Origin of the sequence: Celeribacter naphthalenivorans (assembly GCF_020524585.1) — a bacterium.
Lineage (GTDB): Bacteria > Pseudomonadota > Alphaproteobacteria > Rhodobacterales > Rhodobacteraceae > Celeribacter > Celeribacter naphthalenivorans.
Map to the genome: position 1 here is coordinate 568,005 of NZ_JAIVLK010000001.1, position 17,358 is coordinate 585,362.

13 protein-coding genes and 2 tRNA genes are annotated in these 17,358 nt (G+C 61.6%); 5 read left to right on the top strand and 10 right to left on the bottom strand.

What is annotated here, in order from left to right; translation table 11 throughout:
- Positions 1 to 32 precede the first annotated feature (32 nt).
- Together LC094_RS02800 and LC094_RS02805 are read left to right on the top strand one after the other, a co-directional pair.
- A tRNA-Leu gene (locus LC094_RS02800) sits at positions 33 to 119 on the top strand.
- A gap of 235 nt (positions 120 to 354) precedes the next feature.
- Positions 355 to 756 carry an acyl-CoA thioesterase gene (locus LC094_RS02805; protein WP_226550062.1) on the top strand — a complete coding sequence of 134 codons (402 nt, stop codon included), beginning with the start codon at positions 355 to 357 and terminating at the stop codon, positions 754 to 756.
- Between the two features lie 3 nt (positions 757 to 759).
- Here LC094_RS02805 and LC094_RS02810 read toward each other — a convergent pair whose 3' ends face one another.
- A complete protein-coding gene (locus tag LC094_RS02810; RefSeq protein ID WP_226550063.1) occupies positions 760 to 2,688 on the bottom strand; it encodes an FUSC family protein in 1,929 nt (642 codons plus the stop codon).
- Positions 2,688 to 3,173 (bottom strand): MarR family winged helix-turn-helix transcriptional regulator, encoded by a 486-nt coding sequence (locus LC094_RS02815; RefSeq protein ID WP_226550064.1) that lies wholly within the window; start codon positions 3,171 to 3,173, stop codon positions 2,688 to 2,690. The genes LC094_RS02810 and LC094_RS02815 overlap by 1 nt, the downstream gene beginning before the upstream one ends.
- A gap of 129 nt (positions 3,174 to 3,302) precedes the next feature.
- On the opposite strand from LC094_RS02815, the gene LC094_RS02820 reads away from it, so the two are divergent.
- Positions 3,303 to 4,241 (top strand): DMT family transporter, encoded by a 939-nt coding sequence (locus LC094_RS02820; RefSeq protein WP_226550065.1) that lies wholly within the window; start codon positions 3,303 to 3,305, stop codon positions 4,239 to 4,241.
- A gap of 16 nt (positions 4,242 to 4,257) precedes the next feature.
- On the opposite strand, the gene LC094_RS02825 is transcribed toward LC094_RS02820, so the two are convergent.
- On the bottom strand, positions 4,258 to 7,038 hold the full coding sequence (locus tag LC094_RS02825) for a Hint domain-containing protein (RefSeq protein ID WP_226550066.1): 2,781 nt from the start codon (positions 7,036 to 7,038) through the stop codon (positions 4,258 to 4,260).
- A gap of 557 nt (positions 7,039 to 7,595) precedes the next feature.
- On the opposite strand from LC094_RS02825, the gene LC094_RS02830 reads away from it, so the two are divergent.
- The gene (locus LC094_RS02830; RefSeq protein WP_226550068.1) at positions 7,596 to 10,472 is read left to right on the top strand and encodes a Hint domain-containing protein; all 2,877 of its coding nucleotides are present in this window, start codon (positions 7,596 to 7,598) and stop codon (positions 10,470 to 10,472) included.
- Here LC094_RS02830 and LC094_RS02835 read toward each other — a convergent pair.
- The 7 genes from LC094_RS02835 to LC094_RS02865 all read right to left on the bottom strand — a co-directional run bounded on the left by LC094_RS02835 (position 10,358) and on the right by LC094_RS02865 (position 16,819).
- A complete protein-coding gene (locus LC094_RS02835; RefSeq protein ID WP_226550070.1) occupies positions 10,358 to 11,296 on the bottom strand; it encodes an AEC family transporter in 939 nt (312 codons plus the stop codon). The two genes, LC094_RS02830 and LC094_RS02835, sit on opposite strands and share 115 nt — an antisense overlap.
- Position 11,297: 1 nt before the next feature.
- Complete coding sequence (locus tag LC094_RS02840) at positions 11,298 to 12,098, bottom strand: MBL fold metallo-hydrolase (RefSeq protein WP_226550072.1); 801 nt, start codon at positions 12,096 to 12,098, stop codon at positions 11,298 to 11,300.
- Positions 12,095 to 12,886 carry a TatD family hydrolase gene (locus tag LC094_RS02845; RefSeq protein WP_226550074.1) on the bottom strand — a complete coding sequence of 264 codons (792 nt, stop codon included), beginning with the start codon at positions 12,884 to 12,886 and terminating at the stop codon, positions 12,095 to 12,097. The genes LC094_RS02840 and LC094_RS02845 overlap by 4 nt, the downstream gene beginning before the upstream one ends.
- A 31-nt stretch (positions 12,887 to 12,917) precedes the next feature.
- The gene (locus tag LC094_RS02850) at positions 12,918 to 14,075 is read right to left on the bottom strand and encodes a DNA polymerase III subunit delta' (protein WP_226550075.1); all 1,158 of its coding nucleotides are present in this window, start codon (positions 14,073 to 14,075) and stop codon (positions 12,918 to 12,920) included.
- Entirely contained in the window at positions 14,072 to 14,683 is a 612-nt protein-coding gene (gene tmk / locus LC094_RS02855; RefSeq protein WP_226550076.1) for a dTMP kinase, read from the bottom strand. The genes LC094_RS02850 and tmk overlap by 4 nt, the downstream gene beginning before the upstream one ends.
- A gap of 26 nt (positions 14,684 to 14,709) precedes the next feature.
- Positions 14,710 to 15,879: a D-alanyl-D-alanine carboxypeptidase family protein gene (locus tag LC094_RS02860; protein ID WP_226550077.1), complete on the bottom strand. Its 1,170-nt coding sequence runs from the start codon at positions 15,877 to 15,879 to the stop codon at positions 14,710 to 14,712.
- Between the two features lie 73 nt (positions 15,880 to 15,952).
- Positions 15,953 to 16,819, bottom strand: coding sequence for an SPOR domain-containing protein (locus LC094_RS02865; RefSeq protein ID WP_226550078.1), 867 nt, complete (start codon positions 16,817 to 16,819; stop codon positions 15,953 to 15,955).
- 336 nt (positions 16,820 to 17,155) lie between these two features.
- On the opposite strand from LC094_RS02865, the gene LC094_RS02870 reads away from it, so the two are divergent.
- Positions 17,156 to 17,245 (top strand) — tRNA-Ser (locus LC094_RS02870).
- The last annotated feature ends 113 nt before the right edge of the window (positions 17,246 to 17,358 follow it).

Below are 17,358 nucleotides of genomic sequence, written 5' to 3' on the forward strand. Positions count from 1 at the left end.
CGCTACATAGCCCCTCACCAAGCCTAGACAGTGCGGTCGTGGCGGAATTGGTAGACGCGCAGCGTTGAGGTCGCTGTGGGGTAACTCCCGTGGAAGTTCGAGTCTTCTCGACCGCACCATTGGCTCTTTGCAAAAGCAAAGATGCCGAAACCCTCCTAATGTTTTCATGCGGCAATCGTTTTCGGCACGAAAACGATTAGAGCCTTTGCGCTCTTGATCCTTGCTCGCCTGCGCCCTCACCCCACCGCCATGCACCCAGCCCAATGCCGCATTGCGTGTTGGGGCAAAGGCTTGAGGCCTCGTCTCTGGCGTGCCATTTGAGACCCATAGATCACAAGACAATGGACTTTCAAAATGTCAGACGCACATACACCCGAGGGCATGGAGCTCACGCTGCGCACGCTTGCGATGCCTGCCGACACCAATGCCGCGGGCGATATTTTCGGCGGATGGGTGATGAGCCAGATGGACCTCGCCGCCGCCATTCGCGCCAACGAGCGCTGCAACGGGCGCACGGTGACCATCGCGGCCAATGAAATCGTGTTCAAGAAACCGGTGAAAGTGGGTGATACGCTTTGCGTGTATACGGCCATTGATCGCGTCGGGCGGACCTCCATGGTGATCCGGATCGAGGTTTGGGCGCGTCGCTGTTATTCGGCCTTGCGCGATCATGTGACCGAGGCGCGGTTCACCATGGTGGCCGTGGATGAGGACGGCAATCCGCGCGAAGTCGGCCCGGCGCCGGAGCACGTGTAACTCTTAGTCCAACGTGGTGAGCAGGGGCGTCAACGTGTCGATCCCGCTCACTGCCTCGCGCAACAACGCAGCTTCGGGGCCGGTGTGTCGGGCCTGAAGTTTGACGAGCGTGGCGCGGGCCCGGGCCGGGTCCTCACGCAGATAGGCCAGACGCATCAAAGCGGCCCGTGCGGCACGGCGATTGGAGTCGGAGATCGCCATTTCATGCGCTGCCATCCGGGTCTCGGCCTGATTTTCCGCCTCCCGATGGCACCACATCGCCGCATGACCAAGGTTCAACAGCGCCAAAGCCGCATCTTGCGCCTCGGTCTGGGCCCGCGCGGCGCGCTCGGAAAGGCGCACCAGACGCAGCGTCCGGTGATAGAGCCGCGCCTGCCAATGGCTGCGGGTTTGCAGCGCCTTCGGATCGGCGGCCAGATCGCTCAGATCGTGCAGCATGGTCGTCATCAACGTGTCGAGGCGGCGTTTCAGGTTGGCCGGGTAGATGGTCAGATAGGCCCCCATCGCGGCCACAGGGGCGGCAATCACGGCAAGACCGGCGGCAACGGAGGTCTCGAAGGTGCCGGTCAGCGGCCAATGCGGCTGCGACATCAGCATCAGGACCATGTTGTAATCGAAACTCATCGCGACGGTTTTGTTATGCGCGACAAACAGCGGCCCGATCAAAATGAGGGGCAGGGTGAAGAGGATCATCTGGGTCTCCGTCTCTGCCATCGGCCAGATCAGCCAGCGCAAGATCAAGGCACCGATGACGCCTGCGAGCTGACCCTGAAAGACGGATTTCATCATCTGCGCCGGGTTCTCGAAGGTCGAGAACAGCGAGATCATCACCGACAGGCCCAAAAGCATGAAGGCGCCCACCGACCAGCCGGTCACCAGCCACAAGACGCCAAAGAGCAAAAGCGCGCCAAAGGCCCGAAGCCCCGCTTCGCGCGCGCCGGTCCAATCGCGGTGCAAGACCACGGAGAGCGGCGCGAATGCGGCGGGGTAGGCAACGGAGCGGCGCTCATGCGGATCGGCATGCCAATTGGCCAGCGCCGCGCCCATGGTGTCGAGTGTCTCGCGCAGACGCGGCGACAGGCCGGGCGTCTCGGCGGAGGCTTTGAGGCCCGCGAGGGTCTCGGCGATGTCCTCATCCGCCAGCGCGAGACTGGCCGCGCTCAGATGGCTGCGAAAGCCTGCGGGTTGGCTGTCGCCATGTTTCCAAAGCAAAAGCGGGGTGGCGGCAATTAAGAGCGTGCGGGTGGCACGAATGCTTTGACGCGAACGGATGGAGCCTGCGCCATGCGGGTCCAAACCCTCTTCGATGGCCGCGAGATCCGACAAAAGCTGGCGGCGACGCGTGTGTGACGGTGTGGCGGCGGCGGCCTCCGCCAGCATCTCGGTCAAAAGCGCGCGCACCTTTTGGCGCAGCTCGCCGGTGGCGGCCTTGGGCGCAAAGAGCGAGCCGATAAAGGTGGCGACGACGACGCCGGTCATGACGGTCGCCAGACGGTCGGCGCCGAGGCCCAGCACTTGATCCGGGTGGGCGGCGTCCAAAAGCGAGACCATGGCGGCGGTGTACCCCGCCAAGACGGTGCCATAGGCGACAAAACCGCGCTGAAGATTGCCGATGTAGGTACAGGCCCCGACCCAAAGCGCGAGACCGATGATTAGAAGCGAGGGGTGAAGCTGCATCGACAGAACCAAAACCACGCCCACGATGGTGCCGCTGATCGACCCCAGACCCCGAAACAGGCTTTTCTCCCAAAGCTGGCCACGGGTGGGCTGCGAGGCCGCCCAGACGGTCATCGCGGACCATTGCGGATGCTCCAGCCCGATGAGCCAAGCCAGCACAAAGGCGATACAGGCCGCAATCGCGGTACGGGTGGCAAAGCGCAGGCGGTTGGTGTCGAACCCATGGTTTGAAAGCCAGGAGAGGAGAGGGGTCATCAGCTGTCTGCCTTCGTCGTTTGCGTGAGCGCGCGCTCGACTGTGATGTTGATCTTATCCATGGCACGGATCAGCGCGGCGACCTCTGTGTCGCTGAGATCGGTCAAAAGCGTGGCCTCGACGGCGTTCAAATGCGTCTTGATCCGGGCGACATCGGCATGGCCTTCGGACGTCAGATATAAGAGACGCGCGCGGCGGTCCTTCGGGGAGACCCGGCGTTCGATCAGCCCGCGCTCTGAGAGAATGTCCAACAGACGCACGAGGCTTGAGGTGTCGAGCGCCAGTTGATCCGCCAGCTCTGTCTGGCTGATCCCGTCACCCGCATCGAGATGCACCAAGGGCGCCCAGGTGGCATCGGTCAGCCCGGCCTTGGCCAGTTCGGCATGGATCACCTTGCGCCAGCGCCGCGAGAGCGTGACGAATTGAAACCCGAAGAGGGTTTTGGCGGGGTCAGATTGGGGCAGGGCGGCGGGTGTCTGTGTCATAGATTGCATGTGCGTCAAAATGATTGGCATTGCAAACTATCTGCGTGCAAGTCGCCTGTGCATAGGATGCATGGCTCTTTTCGGGCGCGCCGGTTTCAAAGGCACCGGAAATCGCGTTACGCTGCGGTTATGTCCAAAACCTCTGACAGTCTCTCCCCTGAAAATGTGCCGCTGGCCGTGGCGACGATTGTCGGGACCGTGTTTGCCCTGTCCTTGGGGGATGCCCTGATCAAGGCGCTTGGCGGCGCCGGAGGTATGGGGATATGGCAGCTGTTCGCCCTGCGGTCTCTTCTGGCCTTTCCGGTTCTGCTGATCGGGGCTTTGAGCATGTTCGGAGCCAGCCGCTTAAGACCGCGCGCGCTCTTCTGGATCGTGCTGCGCTCGCTGCTTTTGGTCGGCATGTGGATCGCCTATTACCTGTCGCTGCCGCTTTTGCCGCTGGCCGTTGCGGCGGCAGCTTATTACACCTTGCCGTTGTTCATCGTGGCCTTCGCGGCGCTCTTTGGCGGCGAAACGGTCGGGCGCCTGCAATGGGGCGGTGTCGCTTTGGGATTTTTAGGCATCTTGCTGGTGCTCAGACCCGGAGGAGAGGCGTTTTCATGGGCGGCGCTTTTGCCCATTCTCTCAGCGGTGCTTTATGCGGTTGCGATGATCCTGACGCGCACCAAATGCCGTTTTGAACATCCGGCCACGCTGGCCTTGGGCTTGAATGCTGTGTTCATTCTGGTGGGCGGGGCTGGGCTTTTGATCGGCAGCGGCATGACGGAGGATATTCCCGGGTTCCTGACGCCGAAATGGCAGGAGATGACCGGGGTGCAATGGCGCAATCTGGTGCTTTTGGCCGGGCTTATCCTTGTGGCTTCGGTGGGGACGGCGGTGGCCTATCAGGCGGCTTCGGCCTCGACTGTCGGCACTTTTGATTTTGCCTATGTCGGATTTGCCGTGATCTGGGGCGTGGTGATTTTCGACGAACGACCGCAGGGCGCGGCCCTGGCGGGCATCGCGCTGATTGTCGTTGCGGGGGTCTTGGCCGTGCAGAGGCCAAAACCCAATTTGTCGTCACGCTAGGCGCAGGGAGGCCGGATTACGCCACCAAAAGCCCCGCCTCATGCGATTTGAGGCATTTGCGGGCGGTGTCGCCGTGATGCGTCGGCATGGAGCGCAGCTCCGGGAAGAGCGCAAAGAGTTCTTCGCGCGCGGCATCCTCAACGCCGGTGAGCGAGTAATCCGAGACGTGGAAGCTTTCGGAGGGTGCCCCCTCGGCAAAGATCACCTCGTGGCGGTCGAACATCAGGTGGTAATAGGTCACCATGCCGCCTTGAGATTCGCGGATCGTCGTGCCGTTGATCAGGTGCTTGGCGGCGGCGAAGACCTCGGAAGTGCCGAACAGCATTTCCGAACGCCAGCCGTTCAACAACATGCGGTGCTGTGGCGAAACGATCAGATCGCGGTCGTTGTTCAACGCGCCTGCCTTGATCTCGATGGGCGCGAACCGGCCCATCGCGGGCACCTCGCGCGCGCCGACCCAACGCAGGGGCTGCACGCCGTTGTCCATGGTCAGCACCAGATCGCCGGGCTTCAAGTCCTCAACCGCGCGGGCGCCGTAGGGGGTCGCGATCCGTGTGCCCTTGCCGAAACAAATCACCGTTTCGATGTTGGTGAATGTGATGACCGTGCCGTCGGCCAGCGTCAGAGAGCCGCTTTCCGGGTTGTTTTCGTCATAGATGATCGGTTTTGTCGACCAGTCGATGTCGAGGCCGGAGAGATCGAGCACATCGTTGTCGCCATCGCCCGGGTCCTCGGCACCGTTGATGGTGATCGCATTGCCGTCCAGCAGGGCAGGGTCGATGATGATCGTATCATTGCCGGTGCCGCCGTAGATCGTGTCGCCGCCGCCCGCGTAGATCGTGTCGTCGCCCGCACCACCGTCGATGATGTCCGCCCCTTCGCCGCCGTAGATGGTGTCATCGCCATCCTCGCCGAAGAGAATGTCGTTGCCGGTTCCGCCCAGAATGGTGTCGTTACCTGCGCCGCCATAGATCGTATCGTTGCCCGCGCCACCATCGAGGTAGTCGTCGAAATCGTTGACATTGGCGAGGTCGACATCGTCGATCAGATCGTCGCCGTCGCCCCCATAGACCGTGTCGCCTTCCCCGGTTTCTGCGTTGCCCGAGCCGTAGAAAATCGTGTCGTTGCCGTCGCCGCCATAGATGGTGTCTGCGCCGGAGCCGCCTTCGATGTAGTCATCGCCCGCGCCGCCGAGGATCGTGTCGTCGCCGTCCTCGCCGTAAAGCTCGTCATCGCCGCCCGCACCATCGAGGTAATCGTTGCCCGCGCCGCCGTAGAAAATGTTGGTGTAGGAATTTTCGCCATCGGTGCTTTGCCCGTCGAAGCCGATGAGCGTGTCGTCGTAATCCGACCCGATGAGGCCGTCGATGCCCGAACCGCTGTCGCCCTCGGCGTCGCCACCCGAGTATGTGCCAGTGCCGAGATTGACATTGACGCCTTCGGAGCTGTTGGAATAGTCGATCGTGTCCTGACCTGCGCCACCATCCATGTAGTCGGCGCCTTCGCCTCCGATGAAGGTGTCATCGCCGGCTTCGCCATACATCGTATCATTGCCGACGCCGCCTTCGATGATGTCATCGCCTGCGCCACCATAGATCACATCGTCGCCAAGCCCTGCGTCGATGATGTCATCGCCGTCGCCTGCTTCGATGATGTCATCGTATTCGGTCTGGATCACATCGAAGTTGACGTCGGAGATATGGATCGCCTGTTGTTGCGTGCCATTGTTGCCGTAGTCGATGGTGATGCTGGAGACGGGGCCGGGGATGGTCACGAGGATCGCGCCGGAGGCATCGTCGGGATTGACGTAATTCGCATCCGCCGTCCCCGTGGCGGTGTTGCCGGAGACGCTGACCTCGCCCTCGGGCGTGATGGTCAGGGTGACGGTGTTGCCCTCGGCATCCACGGCGGTGATGGTGACGGTGTCGACAAAGGCGTAGACGTCGAGATCGGAAATACGAAAGGTGACGTTTTCCACCTCGCCCAGAACATCGCTTTGGGTCGAGGAGAAATCGAGCGTGACCGACGAGGTGTCTCCACTGTTGCCGGAGCCCCAGAGGCGCAGCGAGCTGTTGTCGGAGAAATCCCCGTTCTCCGTGTAGATGGTCTCGTTGGAAATGGTGGCGGTGTTGTTGCCGTTGGTTTCCGTATAGCCGATGTTGACCTGCACACCATTGATGACGGTGGACATGCCCCCCTCGATCGAGGAGTTGTCAGCGGCCAGATCGTCCCAGCTTAGCGTGCTCTCCAAGGTGGTGGTGCCATCGACCATTTCGCCTTGCGGGTCGCCGGTGTAATTCGTGTCAATCGTGTCGTTGCCGTCCGTGCCGCTGACGACCCCGTCGGGCAACTCGGCGGTCGAGATGTAATCCGCATAGCTGAAACTCGGCGCCGTGCCGTTCGACGAGCCGGGATTGGAGTTGTAGTTGACGATCTGATATTGATGCCCGTCGATCAGCGGTTGTTCGGAGACGGTGTAAAAGCCGCGCGCGTCGCCGTTCTCGACCTCGAATTGGATGACCTGAAAGGTTTCGCCGGTGGTCATGTCCGTCACGGTCCATGCCATTTCCGCATCGACATTCGAGCCCGTCGAGGTATTGCCGCCAATGCTGACATTCGCCGTGGCGGTTTCGCCATAGCTCCCGCCTGCGCTGTCGTCTGTCAAAATAGCGTTGTTGTCTGTGACAGCTGCCGTGCCGGTGGGGCCGCCTCCGGAATATGTAAAACGTGATCCCGTTGTCGTGCTGAACACGCCGCTCGGGTTGAAATTATACACTTCCAGTTCGTAAACGGGCATCTGCTCACTCGTCTCAAATTGCTGGCCCGATTTCGTCAGGGACCGTCTCACCTGCGGCCGGGCGTCATGGTTAATGATTGCTTGAGGGACCAAGTGCCGCTTCTTTGTGGCACGATTGGGGCAAGCTTGGGTCAAAGCTATGAAATCACTGGGAGGCCAAGAAGAATTGTTTCTTCTCTGGCGACAATGGGCCGGGTGAGTTTCCAGACCTCTGTCTAGATCATTTTGGGGCCACTTTGCAAGTCACACATTGAGCCGTCGTGGTGGTTCGGGCGTGATTTTGAGGGCTTTTCGCCCCCGATTTTCGCCTCTGTTTTTTGCCCCAAATTGCTCTGCGCGAATTTGCCTCAAATGCGAAGTAAAAACGGCTTCCTCTTCAGGGAATGTAAGGGGTGCAGGGGTAAGATGCTCAAGACCTCTGAGGTTCGATACCCGGTGCAGGGCTGTGCAACAGGTGGCCCGTCGCAACCGCAGGTTTCGGCGCGACGGGACAAATCAGGACGCGTGCGTCCGAATGGGTGATTTACGGGTGACCGTGAATATTGGGGACTGCTTCTATGCCGACGAACACGCTTCAAGGCTATAATATTTATGATTTTTCGACCTCGACAGGGTCGATCTATGTCGGTCCCGGCGATACGATTGCGCTCAATCCGGGATGGGATCCGTCCGTCAATTCTCTGTCTATCGCCGTCACCGATGACGATGCGGTCTTCAATGGCGACAAGTATGCTGATGAGACGGGCGATGATAGCTCGCAATCCGCCGTCATTCAGAACGCGTCTGGCACCACCCTGGCCTCCGGTCAGGCCTATCTGGACGAGCGCATCATCCTCTCGGATGGCGAGGGCAACGTCATTCATGTCTACACGGTGGAAATCAACGGCACGCTTCAGGGGGTGATTTCAGACCCTGCGCTGGTGCCCGGCGTCACCTATACGGTCATCTCGATTGACAACGTCGATGCCGCCTCAGGCACCGCGCCCGCCTACGCCGATATCGCCACCTCGCATTATGACCCGGATCAGGGCGTCTATTACGATGGCGGCGCCAATGACGACAAGTTGACCACTGGCGCGGGCAACGACACGATCGAGGCGGGCGCGGGCGCCGACTGGGTCGAGGCGGGCGACGGCAACGACACCATCTACTATGGCGAAGGCGGCGCCACGCAGGCCGATGGCGACACGGTCTATGGTGGCGCGGGCGACGATATGATCGACGACGTGTCGGGCAGCGCCTACACCTATGACGACACGCTCTATGGCGAGGCCGGGAACGACACGATCTACGCCGGCGGTGGCGACGACGAAGTCTACGGCGGCGATGACAATGACACCATTTACGGTGAGGACGGCGACGACGAACTGTACGGCGATGCGGGCGATGACGTCATCTATGGCGGTGACGGCTATGACCTGATCTGGGGCGGCGAGGGCAACGACTGGCTTTACGGCGGCAATCAGGACGACGTGCTTTACGGTGGCGCGGGCATCGACGTGCTGTTCGGCGATGCGGGAGACGACACGCTTTTGGGCGAGGCCGGGGACGATCACCTCTACGGTGGCTCTGGCACGGATACGCTGTCGGGCGGAGCAGGTAACGATACGTTTTATGTCACTGAGGCAAGTGAGTACGACTACCTCTACGGGGATGACGACTGGGATACGGTCGACTTCACCTATGCGACCGGATCGACCGGCGTCACGCTCACCTTCTCTGGAGACAATGCCTTTGACTACACGCTCGATGGCACCACGGCCGCCGGGTCGGGCAACTCGATGGAGCATTTCAATCTCACTGATCAGAGCGATGAGATCGATGCCTCTTTTGATACCACTGGCGCCTCCTATTCACTTTTGGGGGGCGATGACATCTTCAAGGGCGGTTCCGGCAACGATGCGGTCTATGGCGGGGAGGGCAACGACACCATCTCGACCGGCGATGGTGGAGACTATGTCGACGGCGGCGCGGGCGATGACACCATTGACGGCGGTGCTGGCAATGACTGGCTGTCTGGCGGGGCGGGCAATGACACGATCTATGGTGGCACCGGGGATGATACCCTTGAGGGCGGCGCGGGAAATGACGTGCTCTGGGGCGAAAGCGGTCAGGACACATTTCTCTTTTCGGACAATTGGGGCGCGGATACGGTCTACGGCGGCGGGCTTGGCATTGATTTCGACACGCTCGATTTCTCCAATGTCACCGTCGATGTCACCGTCACCTTCTCCGGTTGGGAGGATGGCACCGCCACCGATGGCACCAACACCGTCACCTTCGACAATATCGAGGCCATCACCGGCGGCGCAGGCGATGACACGATCGATGCCTCCGCCGACGGCTCGGGGCTGACGCTTGATGGCGGCGCAGGGGCGGACACCATCACGGGCGGGACGGGCGACGATACCATCACCGGCGGCGCGGGTGACGATACGATCCTGCTCACCGACGGTTTCGGCAATGACACGATCACCGACTTCGACCTGTCCGATGGGGACGCGGACGGGTTCACGGCGGATCAGCTCGACGTCTCCGGCCTGACGGATGCAGAAGGGAACCCGATCAACGCCTGGGATGTCACGGTCTCCGACGATGGCTTTGGCAATGCGGTGCTGAGTTTTCCGAATGGTGAGAGCCTGACGCTCATGGGCGTGGCGCCCACACAGGTGGACAGCGCGCCGGAAATGTACGCTATGGGCATTCCCTGTTTCACCTCAGGCACGCGGATCATGACGCCCTCGGGCGAGCGCTTGGTCGAGGATCTGCGCGCGGGCGATCTGGTCTCCACCATAGAGGCCGGGCCGCAGCCGCTGTTATGGCATGGCCAAAGGCGGCTGGGGCAGAACATCCTCAAGGAGCGTCCCGAGCTTTTGCCGATTTTGATCCGCGATGGCACCTTTGGCAACCGGGGCGATCTTTTGGTCTCTCCGCAACATGGCATGGTGGTCCCTGATCCGCGCGCAGGCGCCGGTCGGGTCTTGGCGCGTGCCGTGCATCTGTCGCGTTTGGGCGAAGACCGTATCCGGCGCGCGACAGACCAGAAATATGTGATCTATCACCACCTGCTGCTGCCGCAACACGCGACGATCCTTGCCAATGGGGCACTGACGGAAAGCCTCTATCCGGGACGCTTTGCACTCTCGGGCTTTGATCGTGCGGCAAAGGCCGAAGTGTTCGACCTTTTCCCGGCGCTCAAAGCTATTATGCACGCGCCTGACGCGGCGGAGCATCTCTACGGGCCAAGTGCTTTGCCCTATCTGCGCGGGTCTGAAACGCGTCGCGTGTCTCTCTTGCGGCTGCTGACGGCTGACGGGGCTTACGGCAAGATCGCCAGCCAGCACCAGATGGTCAGGATGGACCCCGCCGTCGCGATCAACACCGAAGACGCCGCCACGCGTTTCGCCACACCATACATATTGGCAAAGAGATAGGCATTGATCCCCGGCGCCATGGCCGCGGTGATCGTGGCGGAGCGCAAGGAGGGCGTCGGCAGGTCAAAGACGAAATGCCCAAGCCCGTAGGCGATCATCGGATGCAGCACCAAGGAGGCGGCAACTGCCCAAAGGATGATCCGCATATCGCCCTCAGGCTTATAGCGCAAAAGCACGCCACCCAGACCAAAGAGCGCCGCTGGGATCGCCGCACGGGTCATGAGACCAACCGCATCCCACACGGGCGCGGGGAGGGGGATCTGCGCCAGATTGACGGTCCACCCCGCCGCGATGCCGAGGATCAGAGGGTTGCGCAACACAGAGCGCGCAATCTGCCGCATCAGGCCAAAGCCCGACAGGCCCAGCCCCCGCGTCCGGGCAATTTCCATCGCCGCAATGCCGATGCCGTAGAGCAGCGGAGAATGGATCGAGATGATCGCAAAATTCCCCGCCAAGGCCGCCTCGCCATAGGCGCGTTCGGTGATCGGAATGCCCAAGAGAAGCGAGTTGGAGAACAAGCCGATGAACCCAATCGCCACGGCGTCCGTCAGATCGCGTTTGAACAGGTAGCGCGCGCCCAGAAAGCAAAACAAACCGCCCGACAGAGCGCCTGCGTAGAATGAAATCAGGATCGGTGGGTGGAAATCCGCCCCCAGATCCATCCTCGCGATGCCAGAGAACAGCAACAGCGGTACGGCGAAATTCTGGGCGAATTTCATCACGCTGTCGATCAACTCATCGCTGACCCAGTCGAACCTGCGCGCCAGATAGCCGTAGCCGATCACTAAAAAGACCGGAAGGATGACGGTGATCAGGTCCTGCATGTCAGAGCGCTCCTGTGATCTCGATCACCATCCCGTCATGCGCGGGGGTGACGTGATCCGGGGTCTCCTCATCCACGGTCGCGTAGTCGATGTCGATGTGCATATTGGTCAGCACGGCTTGGCGCGGTTGGGCGCGGGCGATCCAGTCGAGCGCCAGCTCCAAATGCGCATGAGAGGGGTGTGGCGTGTACCGCAGCGCGTCGATCACAAAGGTATCAAGCCCCTGCATCGCGTCCCATGTCGCCTCATGAATCGCCAAGACATCGGGGATGTAGGCCAGATCACCGATACGGAACCCCTTGGCCTCGATCTGTCCGTGGTTGACCTGCAAAGGTGTCAGCGTCACGGGGCCGCCGGGGCCATCGATTGTGACCGGCCCGCGAATGGCATGAAGGTCCAGAATAGGCGGGTAATTCGAGCCCGCAGGCTGCACAAAAGCATAGCCGAACCGCGCGATCAGATCGTTTTCCGTCTCGCTGTCGGCATAGACTTTGACGCGTTCGCGCATGTTGAACACGATCTGGCGCAAATCATCGAGGCCATGCATGTGATCCGCGTGGGCATGGGTGAACACGACGCCATCGAGCCGCTCCACGCCTGCGTCGAGCAATTGCTGGCGCATGTCGGGGCCGGTGTCGATCAGCACGGTCGTGGTCCCGTCCGGGCCGTCGCGTTCGATCAGAGCCGAACAGCGCATCCGCCGGTTTTTCGGGTTCTGCGGATCGCAGGCGCCCCAATGGTTGCCGATCCGCGGCACGCCGCCTGAGGAGCCGCAGCCCAATATGGTGAAACGCGCGCTCATCGAATGGCTTTCGAGAACAGGCGTTCAAAATTGGCCTCGGTCAGCGCCGCGAACTCGGCAAAGTCCATCTCAAAGGTCTCGGCGGCGCGCTGGGCGGTGTGGGCGGTGTAAGCCGGTTCGTTGCGACGCCCGCGATGCGGCGGCGGCGCAAGATAGGGGCTGTCGGTTTCCACGAGGATACGATCACGCGGCACGGCACGGAAAATCTCGCGCAGCTCTTCAGAGCGCGGAAAGGCCGTGATGCCGGACATCGAAATGTAAAAGCCCCAGTCCATCGCCGCCAGCGCGAACGCCTTCGAGGCGGTGAAGCAATGCAGCACGCAAGGGTAGGCACCTTTGCGGTATTCCTCGCCCAAAATCTCCATCGCATCGGCGTCGGCGTCGCGGGCGTGGATAATCAGCGGCAGTTGCGTCTCACGCGACGCCTCGATGTGAATGCGCAGGCTCTCTTTTTGAATGTCGGCGCTCTCGGCGGTGTAGTGATAATCGAGACCGGTCTCGCCAATGCCCACGAACTTCGGATGCTCGGCCAGCGCGACAAGTTCGTCCACTGTCGCCAGAGGTTCCTCGGCCGCCGACATCGGATGCGTGCCCGCCGCCCAGAACACCGGATCGAAGCGTTCGGAAATGGCTTTGACCTGATCCACCTGCCGTAGCCGGGTGCAGATCGTCACCATACGGTGCACGCCAGCGTCCACGGCGCGGGCGACAACCTCCGGCAATTCCTCGGAAAAATCCGGGAAGTCGAGGTGGCAATGGCTGTCTGTGATGCGGGCGGGAAGGCTCATGCGGTCTGCTCGTTCTTCGGACCGCAGGACATCATCGGCTGATGCGGGAGGCGGTGTCGTTGATCTTGAATACCATATCGAGGATCAGAGCGGCAGGGTCAAGGTTCACCGCCCTCGCATGTTGTGCGCGTGCGGAAAGCTCTTGCTGCAACACCGCCCAATCGCGGGCGGCAAAGCTGTCGGGCGCCAGTCGGGTCAAAAGCGCGGCTTCTCCCGGCGCGGCCTCGACAATCGGCGGACGCCCGGCGCCTGCGCGCGCAAGCCGGGTCAGAAACCGGTCGATGAGGCCCAGCGTCAGGTCATAGCGGTCGATGTTGGCGGCGCCCACGCACCCTTCGGCGAGTTTCAGCGCCCGCGCGCGGTCGAGCCGGGGCAGGGTGGAGAACAGTTCCACCAGATCGCGATACACATCCAGCCCGCCCAAATTCGTCAACCTCAACGCCTCCCCCACAGAGCCGGCGGACAATTCCGCCAATGCGTCTGACTGCTCTGCGGCATCGAACCCCGCCGCGTCAAGGGCTTGGGCCAAATCGGCGGGCTGGAGTGGCCCGAGACGCAGCTCGCGGCAGCGGCTTCGGATCGTCGGCAAAAGCCGCGAGGGCTGGTGCGAGATCAAGAGTAGAAACGCGTCTTTCGGCGGTTCTTCGAGGGTTTTGAGCAAGGCGTTTGCGGCGGAGACGTTCATCTCATCGGCGCTGTCGACAATGACCACGCGACGCCCGCCGTCGGCGGCGGACATATGAAAGAACGCGTTGAGCTTGCGCACCTCTTCGACGGTGATCACCGTGCCATGGCGCGATTTTTTGGCGTCCCATTCGCGGCGAATGAGGCAGAGACGGGGTTCTGCGAGCTGCGCGGAGCGGCGGTAGACCGGGTGGTCGTGACCCAAGTCGAGGCTGTCCGTCGGCGGTGGGGCCTCGCCAAACAGCCCACCTTCATCCTCCACCGGCTGCGCCAGCAAAAATCGCGCGATGCGCCAGGCCAGCGTGGCCTTGCCCACCCCGCGCGGGCCGGTGATCAGCCAGGCGTGATGCATCCGGTGCGAATTGAAGGCGTCTAGAAAGTTCTCTTCGGCATGTGCCTGACCGAACAGCGTCGAGGTCCGGCGCGGATGCGGGGCGCCCGGCGCGCAATCGGCCTCCGGCGCCATCTCCATTTCGCCGAGTGATTGTGAGGATCGGCTGCTCATGAGGACAATTGCCCCGCAACGAGGGTCAGCACCTCTTTGGCCACGACCTCGATCTCGCGCCCGGCGTCGATCACGGTGAAACGGTCATGTGCCTTGGCCAGATCGAGAAAGGCCGCGCGGCATTTTTCCTGAAAATCCTGACCGAAATCTTCGAAACGTTCCTCGGAGGTCTGACGCCCCTTGGCGCGCGCCAGCCCGATCGCCGGGTCCATGTCGAACAACAGCGTGAGGTCCGGCTCGATCCCGATCATCTCATTGTGCAGCCGGTTCACCTTGTCCTGTAGGTCGCCGCGCGTGACGCCCTGAAACACCCGCGTGCTGTCGGCGAAACGGTCGCAAATGACGACTTTGCCCGCAGCTATAGCGGGGCGGATGGTCTTTTCCAGATGATCGCGACGGGCGGCGGTAAAGAGCAAAATCTCGGTTTCCGCCGACCAGCGGTCCGGATCGCCTTCGAGCACGAGGGAGCGGATTTCCTCGGCGCCGGGCGAGCCGCCCGGTTCTCGGGTGTGCACGACCTCATGACCCAAAGCCTGAAGCGCCTCGGCCAAAAGCCGTGCTTGTGTCGATTTGCCGGACCCGTCGATGCCCTCGAAGCTGATGAACATGGCGCACCCCGTGTTCGCGCAGTTGGTTATTCGGCTACGGCCAGACCCGTTTGCCCTTCCAACTTGTCCTTAAGCACCATGAAGGCCGTGCGCAACCTCGGAGCCAATCCGCCGCGCGCAATAGAGCGATCCGCGACCAAAGGGATACGCGCTTCGGGCAGGTCTTCGCGCGGGATCACCAGCTCGGCCAGCGTGTCGCCTTGGGTGATCGGGGCCTCAAAAGGGCCGGTGTAGATCACCTCTCCCGTCAGTTTTTCCAACTGGCTGCCGGGCAAAAGCACGGAAATATCCTCGGCGGCGACAAGCCCCACCTCGGTCTGATCACCCATCCAGACATTGGCACGGGCAAATTCATGGCCTTTTTCGGCGACGGATTTCTCGGCGAATTGGCGGAAGGCCCAGTTGACGATGCGTTCGCTTTCCTGCGCGCGGTCGGCCTCGGTCGCAAGGCCGGAGAGCACAAAGACCACCCGACGCGTGCCCTGGGTGGCGGACCCGACAAGACCATAACCCGCCTCTTCGGTGTGGCCGGTCTTGAGCCCGTCCGCGCCAATGCCGAGTTTCAACAAGGGGTTGCGGTTATAGCGGTTCTGCGGCGCACGGTTGTCGTAGGGAAACTCATGCTGGCCAAAATAGCCGTAATATTCCGGGAATTCGGTGATGAACCGGATTGCCAATTTGCCCAGATCCTCGACCGACATGCGTTGGTTGGGGTTGGGCCAGCCGGAGGCATTGGCGAAGGTCGAATTTTCCAGACCCAGAACCCGCGCACGGTCGTTCATCAGGCGCGCGAAATTGTCCTCGGTGCCCGCCAGCCCTTCGGCGACGACGACACATGCGTCATTGCCGGAGAGGACGATGATGCCCTGAATGAGTTCTTCGACGGACGGACGGTCGGTCTCGTTGAGGAACATGGTCGAACCGCCCATGTTTTTCGCCCGCGTCGAGACCGAAAACCGCGTGTCGAGCGTCACACGCCCATCGCGCAGCGCCTCGAACAGCATGTTGAGCGTCATCAGTTTCGACATGGAGGCGGGCGGCAGAGGTGTCTGAGCCTCTTTGTTCATCAAAACGGTTTCGGTCGTCAGATCATAGACCCAGGCGGCGCGGGCACGCGTTTCAAACGCGGCGGCGGGCAGGGTGAGGGTCAGGGTCAGAAAACCGGCTGTGAGGCTTTTGGCGATGAGGCGCAACATGGGGGCGGGGCGTCCTTTCGGGCGGGCGTCTAGGTTTGGGCAGGCCTCTTTGAGGCCCGCCCGGCTTTGTCTCTTAATGCGTTACGGCATAGGCGTCCGTGAAGCCCGCCTTTTTCACTTTTTCGAGAAGTGCCGCGCGTTCAGACGCGGTGGCGGCGGGGCCGACGACGACACGCCAGAAGTCTTTGCCGTTCGAGCTGCCGGATTTTGTCGTCGCAACGATGCCTTGCGAGCCCAACATATCGACCGTGCGTTTGGCATTGGCCTCGACTGAGAAAATCCCGATTTGCAAATAGGCTTTCGAAAGACCAGAGGACGCGGGTTTCAGCGCCGCCGGTTTTGGGGCGCTCGCTGCCGGTGCCGCTGTCGCTGTCGGGGTGGCTGGTTTCACCGCAGGCGCAGCGAGTGTGTCGAGCGTGGCCGCCGCATCGGCGATCGGATCGTCGAGCGAAGTCGCCGCGATTGTTTCCGTTTCTGCGAGGGTCTCGACGGTTTCCGGCTCTTGCGCGACTTCTTCGCGTCTGAGCGCGGTGATGTTCAGCTCGGCCGGAGAGCCTGCCAGCATGCCAAGGGCTTCGGCGGCGTCAGAGGACACCTGAATGCCCGGCCCGGGCGAGGTGGCTTCGCGTTTGAACAGCGCGCCGATGACGAATTTGCCGTTTTTCTCGTTGCGGATGATGACGCGCTCGGGATCGGTCACCTCGGAATGCGCCACCCAGACACCGCCCAAAGACGGACGCCCGTCCCAAAGGCCCGTGTCCGTCACCTGAAACACATCCGGCGCCTCGACATCGCGTTCCACCAGTTTCGTGGAGGTCGAAGCCGCCTGCGCCCCTGCCGGCGCTTTCATCTTGTCGAAAAAGGATTGTCCGTCCTCGCACGCTGTCAGCGCGAGTGTGACCCCCACAAAGAGCGCAACGCGCGTCCCTTTACCCGTCATTCGCATGAGTATGCCCCTATATCACCCCTGATTTTCCCGGCATTTTTCTGTCGGGCTCAGGTTACTCTGTCTGCTCATTTTATCTTTTGCCGTTTCGAGAGGGGAACCCCCCCTGTCGTCCCGAACGGATTTGGCGACAGTCTAACGGTTCGCCCCCAAGCTGGAAAGCCCCGCATTGCGCAAGTGGCGGAAAATAGCACGGCTCGCGCGCGGGGAGTTCATGGGGAGAGCAGGGAGGTGCGCGAGGGTGTTGGGCAAAACAGGATGCATAAGATGGGTTTTAGAATCAAACCGAGGACGCTAATCCTGTCCGAACCCGCTCGGGGCATGCGCGTAGGAGGCTTGGCAGAGTGGTTGAATGCACCGGTCTTGAAAACCGACGGGCGTGAAAGCGTCCCCAGGGTTCGAATCCCTGAGCCTCCGCCAGCGTCTCTTTTGCAAGGCAGTTAAGAGATCAACGACCACAGAGCCGATATGCCTGAGATCTTCTCTCGTCCTTCGAAGGTGGATTTGCTCCCTTTTTGAACCTGAAAAAGTGA

What these genes read in the sequence shown, in the direction of transcription:
- LC094_RS02865 (WP_226550078.1), bottom strand. Translation starts at nt 16,819, where the DNA reads ATGACGGGTAAAGGGACGCGCGTTGCGCTCTTTGTGGGGGTCACACTC.
- LC094_RS02860 (WP_226550077.1), bottom strand. Translation starts at nt 15,879, where the DNA reads ATGTTGCGCCTCATCGCCAAAAGCCTCACAGCCGGTTTTCTGACCCTG.
- LC094_RS02825 (WP_226550066.1), bottom strand. Translation starts at nt 7,038, where the DNA reads ATGCCCGTTTACGAACTGGAAGTGTATAATTTCAACCCGAGCGGCGTG.
- LC094_RS02820 (WP_226550065.1), top strand. Translation starts at nt 3,303, where the DNA reads ATGTCCAAAACCTCTGACAGTCTCTCCCCTGAAAATGTGCCGCTGGCC.
- LC094_RS02810 (WP_226550063.1), bottom strand. Translation starts at nt 2,688, where the DNA reads ATGACCCCTCTCCTCTCCTGGCTTTCAAACCATGGGTTCGACACCAAC.
- LC094_RS02805 (WP_226550062.1), top strand. Translation starts at nt 355, where the DNA reads ATGTCAGACGCACATACACCCGAGGGCATGGAGCTCACGCTGCGCACG.
- LC094_RS02830 (WP_226550068.1), top strand. Translation starts at nt 7,596, where the DNA reads ATGCCGACGAACACGCTTCAAGGCTATAATATTTATGATTTTTCGACC.
- tmk (WP_226550076.1), bottom strand. Translation starts at nt 14,683, where the DNA reads ATGTTCATCAGCTTCGAGGGCATCGACGGGTCCGGCAAATCGACACAA.
- LC094_RS02845 (WP_226550074.1), bottom strand. Translation starts at nt 12,886, where the DNA reads ATGAGCCTTCCCGCCCGCATCACAGACAGCCATTGCCACCTCGACTTC.
- LC094_RS02815 (WP_226550064.1), bottom strand. Translation starts at nt 3,173, where the DNA reads ATGACACAGACACCCGCCGCCCTGCCCCAATCTGACCCCGCCAAAACC.
- LC094_RS02840 (WP_226550072.1), bottom strand. Translation starts at nt 12,098, where the DNA reads ATGAGCGCGCGTTTCACCATATTGGGCTGCGGCTCCTCAGGCGGCGTG.
- LC094_RS02850 (WP_226550075.1), bottom strand. Translation starts at nt 14,075, where the DNA reads ATGAGCAGCCGATCCTCACAATCACTCGGCGAAATGGAGATGGCGCCG.
- LC094_RS02835 (WP_226550070.1), bottom strand. Translation starts at nt 11,296, where the DNA reads ATGCAGGACCTGATCACCGTCATCCTTCCGGTCTTTTTAGTGATCGGC.